The 7,447-nt window shown below is 45.8% G+C and carries 7 protein-coding genes and 1 pseudogene; 4 read left to right on the top strand and 4 right to left on the bottom strand.

What is annotated here, in order from left to right; all coding sequences use genetic code 11:
- Positions 1-375 precede the first annotated feature (375 nt).
- The 4 genes and pseudogenes from ACKFKH_RS33110 to ACKFKH_RS33095 all read left to right on the top strand — a co-directional run bounded on the left by ACKFKH_RS33110 (position 376) and on the right by ACKFKH_RS33095 (position 5,011).
- A complete protein-coding gene (locus ACKFKH_RS33110) occupies positions 376-1,371 on the top strand; it encodes a helix-turn-helix transcriptional regulator (protein WP_446862652.1) in 996 nt (331 codons plus the stop codon).
- 129 nt (positions 1,372-1,500) lie between these two features.
- A pseudogene (locus tag ACKFKH_RS33105) lies at positions 1,501-3,231 on the top strand (TonB-dependent receptor domain-containing protein); the annotation flags it as partial.
- A 32-nt stretch (positions 3,232-3,263) separates the two neighbouring features.
- The gene (locus ACKFKH_RS33100) at positions 3,264-4,007 is read left to right on the top strand and encodes a TonB-dependent siderophore receptor (RefSeq protein WP_446862651.1); all 744 of its coding nucleotides are present in this window, start codon (positions 3,264-3,266) and stop codon (positions 4,005-4,007) included.
- Positions 4,008-4,045: 38 nt separating this feature from the next.
- A complete protein-coding gene (locus tag ACKFKH_RS33095) occupies positions 4,046-5,011 on the top strand; it encodes an iron-siderophore ABC transporter substrate-binding protein (protein ID WP_446862650.1) in 966 nt (321 codons plus the stop codon).
- 139 nt (positions 5,012-5,150) lie between these two features.
- Here the strand turns inward: ACKFKH_RS33095 and ACKFKH_RS33090 are convergent, their stop codons facing one another.
- From ACKFKH_RS33090 to ACKFKH_RS33075, 4 genes are all read right to left on the bottom strand, one after another.
- Positions 5,151-6,050, bottom strand: coding sequence for an Rpn family recombination-promoting nuclease/putative transposase (locus ACKFKH_RS33090; protein ID WP_446862649.1), 900 nt, complete (start codon positions 6,048-6,050; stop codon positions 5,151-5,153).
- A 197-nt stretch (positions 6,051-6,247) separates the two neighbouring features.
- Complete coding sequence (locus tag ACKFKH_RS33085; RefSeq protein ID WP_446862648.1) at positions 6,248-6,529, bottom strand: helix-turn-helix domain-containing transcriptional regulator; 282 nt, start codon at positions 6,527-6,529, stop codon at positions 6,248-6,250.
- On the bottom strand, positions 6,522-6,881 hold the full coding sequence (locus ACKFKH_RS33080; protein ID WP_446862647.1) for a type II toxin-antitoxin system RelE/ParE family toxin: 360 nt from the start codon (positions 6,879-6,881) through the stop codon (positions 6,522-6,524). Before ACKFKH_RS33080 ends, ACKFKH_RS33085 begins: the two co-directional genes overlap by 8 nt.
- Before the next feature lie 146 nt (positions 6,882-7,027).
- Entirely contained in the window at positions 7,028-7,252 is a 225-nt protein-coding gene (locus tag ACKFKH_RS33075) for a DUF4351 domain-containing protein (RefSeq protein ID WP_446862653.1), read from the bottom strand.
- Between the last annotated feature and the right edge of the window lie 195 nt (positions 7,253-7,447).

Below are 7,447 nucleotides of genomic sequence, written 5' to 3'. Positions count from 1 at the left end.
CCCGATTTCGTGAATCTTAGGGGGGTCGGTCTGCCACACTCTTAAGATACAAGGGAGGGCAGTTTGCGGCATCTTATGTTTAATTAGGTCTGTCTACTTATTGGTACTGATCTATGAACTACTGACTTGCCTCTGATCTGTCAGGGCTGACGCTACCCGACCACACCCAGCTACCCAAATCAGACGGCATCTTTGTAAAAAATTTTCAAGAACATCCACAGAGCGTCTTACTCACCGATGCTAGATGACAAACCGATCGCCCGATTTGAGCCAGGTCGATCATGCAATGATTTCTGAGCTTATTGCAAATCAATACCAATTAGGTCAAGATACTTTTGAGGTTTGCGCCTTTCTTATCGGAGTATCTGGATCACCATGACGATCGCACTTTCTAGTCAGACTTATGACGCTTTGTTTGAGGAAATGCTGGAGCAGATGCGCTATCCCGATCCTGAAGATGAGGCAGATGTGATTATTCCGTTTCCGTCTGAACTGGGGCGAGGGCTATCTCGAATCATTGACCTACGAGAAGGAATCGGATTGGTCATGGACTATTATGAACCCTTAAATGGTTTTGCAGTCTCCTGGGAAGAAGTTCACGAGCCTGATTATCTAAGAGTTGGGTTTCATTTATCAGGCGTTCATCACAGTCTTGAAGTTACCGTTTGTCCGGGAGAGTACTCTTTGATCGGTCGAGGTGCATCGTCTAAAGGATCATTTGAATCTGCTGCGGAACCGTTGAGAGAAATTGCTTTTTCGATTTCGATCGAGGAAATTCGATCGTTCTTCGGTCAGTTACCTGCTGGATTACAACCATTGATTGGATCACCAGATCAGTTGTCGTTTGTTCAGGGATATCGATCAACTCCCGCAATGCAAATTGCCTTGCAGCAAATCTGGCAATGTCCCTATCATGGCGTGATGAAGCAACGGTATCTCGAAACGAAAATCTGGGAGTTGTTGTTGCTGTCGGTTGAGCCATTGTTAGAAGAGTCGCCTTTACTATCGCTTGAGCAGTTACCAGGAAATCTGAAGTCGGAACAGGTCGATCGCATTTATGCTGCAAGAAAAATTCTGTTGCAGCGATTAGAGAATCCGCCTTCGATCGCTGAATTGGCGCGATTGGTGGGACTCAACGATCGAATTTTGAAGGAAGGGTTCCGGGCTTGTTTTGGCACGACTGTGTTTAATTACTTGCACCACTACCGATTGGAGCAGGCACAGCAGTTGCTATTGACAGGCGATCTGAAGATTGAAGAAGTGATGCATCGGGTGGGTTTTACCAGTCGGAGCTATTTTGCAGCAGCGTTTCGTAAAAAGTTTGGCATAAATCCAGGAGAATACAGCCGTCAACAGCGACACAGACGATGAGCGGGCGTGAGTTTGAAAAAAAGTACGTCTATCGACCAAAAAAAGTTCTTCTACCGACCAAAAAGGGCTTCCAATCTCAACTGCATCCCCAGTATTGTCTATTGATAACGATTCCTAAGTACTGGTGTGATGATGATGAGTGTGTGGCTGCGATCGCTTTTCGTTTCTGGCGCGTTTGTTCTGGTTGGGGCACTGTCCGCAATGGCAACAGAGCCGACGGTTTCTCGGCTGCAAGACCGTCCGAAAGCGGCGACAACCGTAAAGGAATGGATGGCGCAAACGGAGGCACAGCAGGCGCAGTTGGTGCGGGTGACGGGGGTGAAGGTGAACCCAACTCAGCAGGGATTGGAGATTGCGCTGGAGACGGAGAATGGGCAGGCGTTGCAGGCGACACAACAGGCGGAGGGCGATACGCTGATTTTGACGGTTCCGAATGCGGTATTGGCGTTGAGCAGTGGGCAGGCGTTTGAAGTTCAGAAGCCTTCGGAGGGCATCGATCGCATTGCCGTGACGCAAGCGGATGCCACGACAATTCGGGTGAGCATTACGGGACTGAATGATTTACCGAGTGCTGAGATTGTGGCGGGACAGGGGTTGGTGTTGGCAGTGACACCAGAGGAAGGAATTGAAGAAGAGATTACGGTGACGGGGGAAGGGGAACGAGGCTATCGAGTGCCGAATGCGAGTACGGCAACGAGAACCGACACACCGATTCGAGACATTCCTCAGTCGATTCAGGTTGTACCGCAGGAGGTGCTGCGCGATCGTAACGTCAGAACGGTAACAGAAGCAGTAGAAACTGTTAGTGGTGTAACTGATAACTTTACGTATTTTGCTTCACCTGCTGGGGGCAGAATTATCCGAGGGTTTAGTCAGTCTGGGAGCTTCCGAAATGGTTTTCGTGATGATGATTTTGGAAGTAGTTTATCACTCATTGAAACGATTGAGCAGGTAGAAGTTCTCAAAGGACCCGCCTCAGTTCTATTTGGTGACGTAGAACCCGGTGGAATCATTAACATTGTGACCAAGAAACCATTGAGTGAACCTTACTATAAGGTGGGATTTGAAGCAGGAAATTTTGGACTGTATCAACCCAGTATCGATTTGTCAGGTCCATTGACCCTAGATAAAAACGTACTCTACCGCTTTATCGCTGCCTATCAAGGTCGAGATAGTTTTCAAAACTTTGCCAATTCTGAGATCACTACCATTGCGCCCTCAGTCACCCTTAAACTAGGGGATCGGGCAAATCTAAATCTCTACTATGAGTACAGTAGATACTTTGCAAATCCATCAACTTATGATGTTCCTTTGTTAAGTGATGGTAGCTTACCACCTCGAAGCTTTTTCCCTAACTACCCGTCTTTAGTGTCTGTTGACTTTGAGAATCAGAGATTTGGTTATACGCTAAATTATGAGCTTATGGATAATTGGCAGATTCGCAATAATCTTGCGGTGAATCTAACATCAAATATTAGAAATGAGTCATACTTCACAGGAGTATCAGAAGATCGCTTTCTAACAGGCTTTGGAGTTTTTAATGGCGATATTAGTGATACTAACGTTTTTGGGCAAATTGATTTGCTCGGAAAGTTCAAAACTGGTTCGATTTCACACCAGCTTTTAGTCGGCTTTGATTTCTACCGCTACAACAGCAAATACGTAAGTTTTTTTAATGGCTCTCCAAATTTACCTGATTTGGATATTCTCAATCCAATATATGATGTAACAAGACCTGAAGCTTTTCCAGAGCCTACAACTGAGACTTCTATTCGATCCTACGGAGTTTACCTTCAAGATCAGATTGCATTTAGCGATAGTTTGAAGCTACTGGTTGGTGGACGCTATGATTGGACATCCAATGAACCGGAGTCATTGACAGTGATAATCCAGTGCAAAAAGATGGCGCATTCAGTCCCCGAATTGGTATTGTCTATCAACCGAGCCAAACTGTTTCACTATATGCGAGTTACAGCCAATCGTTTCGTCCTACGATCGGGCGTAATCCAGATAGTAATCAAGCATTTGAGCCAACAAGAGGAACTCAATACGAAGTCGGTGTCAAGGCTGACTTTCTTAATGGTAAACTTTCAGCTACTTTAGCTGCTTACAATCTTACAAAAGAAAATGTACTAACTCCTGATCCCAATCCTGACTTAGCAATACAAGGTTTCAATGTGCAAGTTGGAAAACAACGGAGTCGAGGAATTGAGTTAGATGTGGCAGGTGAGCTTCTACCTGGGTGGAAGCTCATCGCTTCCTATGCTCTAACTGATGCCACAGTTGCCGCTGACAACTCTATTCCGGTTGGTAATCGATTAAAAAACGCACCACAAAACCAAGCTAGTCTTTGGACGACATATGAAATTCAGAAAGGAGATTTGAAAGGTCTAGGGTTTGGATTAGGACTATTTTACGTAGGAGAACGGCAAGGGGATCTAGCAAACTCATTTCAACTAAAAGATTATTTACGTACTGATGCAGCAATCTACTACCGCCGAAATGGATTTAACGCAGCTATTAATGTTCGTAATCTATTCGATGTAGATTATATCAGTGCCGCAAACTCCGGTACGCTCTATCTTCAAAGAGGAACACCCTTAACTGTTGTCGGCTCTATTAGTTGGGAGTTTTAACTTGCTCTCTACAGAAAATTGTTTGTTTAGGAGATATCTTGATCAAGCCACTTGTAATAGTGATTTTATCTTTTTTGCTAGTTACTGCTTGCAACAGCCCAAGCATTCAAAGGCATACCGTTTTAACCCAACAGATAGCAGCTTCTAAATGCCGAGTTGCTGAACACGAACTAGGTAAAACTTGTATTCCTGTTAAACCTCGTCGCATTATTGTGTTAAATCCCTCTCTTATCCTTGATCCTGTAGTAGCTCTTGGATTCAAATCATCAATCATAGGCATAAACTGCTATGAAAGCTGGACATCAGAGGAATGCATCACTCCTGGCTTTATACCCCATGAGTTGAAAGGAATTGATATTGTAAGCATTGGATATCAACCTTCCTTGGAAAGAATTCTGGCACTCAAACCCGATTTAATTCTGATGCTCACAGATGACTTTAGACAAATCTACCAGCAGTTGTCAGCAATCGCTCCTACTGTGAGCATAACTTACAACGATGGTCAACTCTCTTTCAAAGATAATTTTCGAGAAATTGCTCGATTGCTCGATCGCGAAAAAATTGCAGAAAACCTGTTAATTCAGTATCAAAAACGAGTTGTGGAGATACGTAAACAGTTCAGCACTCAATTGAAAAACAAAGAGATTTCTGTACTGATATACAACGGAGGGCAATTTACAACGTCCGCCAGTCAAGCGATTTATTTTCAAATTTTCAAAGATATCGGTGTAAAAATCAAACCTATATTTCTAACTCAAGCAAGCTACACTCCGTTTAGTATCGAAACAATAGATGATTATGATGCTGATATCCTGTTCATTGCGAATTTTGACCGAAGACCTGTATCTTTCTTTCTCGAACATCCTCTCATTTCGTCACTAAAAGCAGCGAAGAATGGACGGATACATATCATAGATGGTCGAGAAGTATGGGACGTATTTGGTCCAATAGGAGTCAACAGACTATTGGATAGACTCTCTAAGTACTTGTTAGAAGATGTATGATGTCTATGTATTCTCAATTGTCGCTCTTTCAATTCCAGGGTGCGATTGCGCTTTGATGGTCGATCGTTAAGTTGTGAATTGCGATCGCTTGATGATTTCTCAAGAGGTCGCGCTGCTATGCAGATACCGCCAGGGTCGCTTATCCCTCTGTCGATCGCTCCTTCAACCAAGCCTCTAAATCAGCCACACTGGTGAAATCCAACAATGCCTCGCCCAAGTCTTCTAGCATTGGTAGAGACAAAGTTAAAAGCCGCGATCGCATCTGATCAGAAAGTTCCTGTCTCAGTCGTCGGGCGAGAAGACGGGTGACTAAAGCGATCGCCTCTTCTTCGCGTCCTTCTTCGCGTCCTTCTTCACGTCCTTCTTCACGTCCTTCTTCACGTCCTTCTTCGCGCCCTTCTTCGCGCCCTTCTTCCAAAATCGCTTGATAAGTCACAGACTCCCGCATCACGTCTCTCCTAATCAATTGTGCAATCACTTCTGCCTCAAATTTTAGCCCAGACAGCACATAAGTCGCCGCCATTGCTTCATGCTGCTGCGACTCGTCTTCGAGGTTCTGAATCTCCCGTACTGCTTGGCGTAGAGTTTGAATTGGGTTGTCGCTGCGGCTCAGTCCGACAAATGGAAGCAATCCCGGAAATGCCATCAGTTCTTCGGCAGGCACTTCCCAGATCCTGATCACGTTGAACTCTGCATACATCCCCGCAATCTCGAAATAGTTCTGATACACCCGCTCTGAGTTGGTCTCTCGCAGATAGATCACAACTTGGTGAATTGTCTTATCTGGAAATTTGCGATGCAGGCGTAAGCGGTAATCTGCTAATCGCATTGGTACATCATCTTTCGGGTCAGTTTGGAACTCGATATGCACGATTTCGTTCTGACCTTGCAGCAAAATCACCCGATCCGCTCTGATTGGCTCGATCGATAGCTCAGTCGGACTCAACTCAGTTAAAGGAACACGATAGCCAAGTAGCCAGCTTGCAAAGTCTTCGGGGAAGATTTCCGCCAATCGCCGACAGGTGGTGTCAAAGCTCATTCGGGCTACTATTCACAGATTGATTGAGCATTGCTGCCTCCGGCTCAGAGTATCACTGGATGATTACATACCACAAGCCATTTCAAGCTTTAATGAACGCGCGCTGCTCCGCAGATACCGCAAGACTCGCGCGCTGATAGTTGATCGTTAAGTTGTGAATTGCGCGCTGCTCCGCAGATACCGCCAGGGTCGCGCCTCTAAGCCGCCTGTGAAGTTTCTTTCACAGCTAAACCCAGTCCCAACTCGTTCAGCACCTTCATCAACTCATGCCACTCCAGCACAGCCTTACCCGCCTCATTCACTCGATCGCCCAGTCCAAAATCTACCGTTTTCCCCTTTGCCTTTGCCACATTCCGCAACGCCAACAGCAAGAACTCCGGATCACCCTCCTCCAACGCCCCATTCAAATATGCGATCGCCCGTTGCGAGTCCTGCAAATACACCATCAGCTCATCGTCATAGGCTCTACTTTTAGGCATCATCCCGGCTCCGATAATCTATCCAAAATTCTAATGCTTTTTCAATATCGCGTCCCTGCGTACTCTTATCCCCACCCCACAGAACCACAATTCGCTCATTGCCAACTCGCCCAAAATACACCCGATACCCCGCCCCTGTATCAATCCTCAACTCAAACATCCCATCCGCAATAAACTTATGATCTCCCAAATTTCCTTGCTTGACTCGATCCAACCTCAGCAAGACCCTAGCAGATGCCTGAATATCTTTTAACTGCATCACCCATTCAGAAAATGACGCTCTTCCTTCTTCTGTTTCATAGATCTCAACCTCGATCGGACGTACATCCACAATTCCGTCTCCAAGTTCCAATGATTCTCAACGATCACCCCATCCTTAGATCGGCTTCATCTTACTCTAGAGATCGCGCTCTGATAGTCGGTACCTTCGGTAAGCTTCGCTAGCGCTTGATGATGTCTCAAGAGGTCGCGCTGCTATGCAGATACCGCAAGGGTCGCTTATCCCTCTGGCGATCGCTCCTTCAACCAAGCTTCTAAATCAGCCACACTGGTGAAATCTAACAACGCCTCGCCCAAGTCTTCTAGCATCGGTAGAAACAAAGTTAAAAGGCGCGACCCTAGCGGTATCTGCGGAGCAGCGCGCATTTCCTCCGAAAGTTCCCGTCTCAGTTGTCGGGCGAGAAGACGGGTTACAAATGCGATCGCCTCTTCTTCCCGAACGATCGAGTTCCAAACTCCAAATTTCGAGTTCTGAAGTGGAACGATCGTGTTTTGAGCTACAAGTTCCGAGTTTTGAGCTACAAGTTTCGAGTTTTGAGGTGGAACGATCGTGTTCTGAGATGCAAACTTCGTGTTCTGAAGGAGGGGTATGTCAATAGTTTTGTGTCAAAGGTGAAAAGTTAGAGGGGAAATCGGTCT

Source organism: Phormidesmis sp. 146-20 (assembly GCF_052939475.1).
Note: the sequence above shows the minus strand (reverse complement) of the source record. Positions and strands in the feature narration are given on the sequence as shown.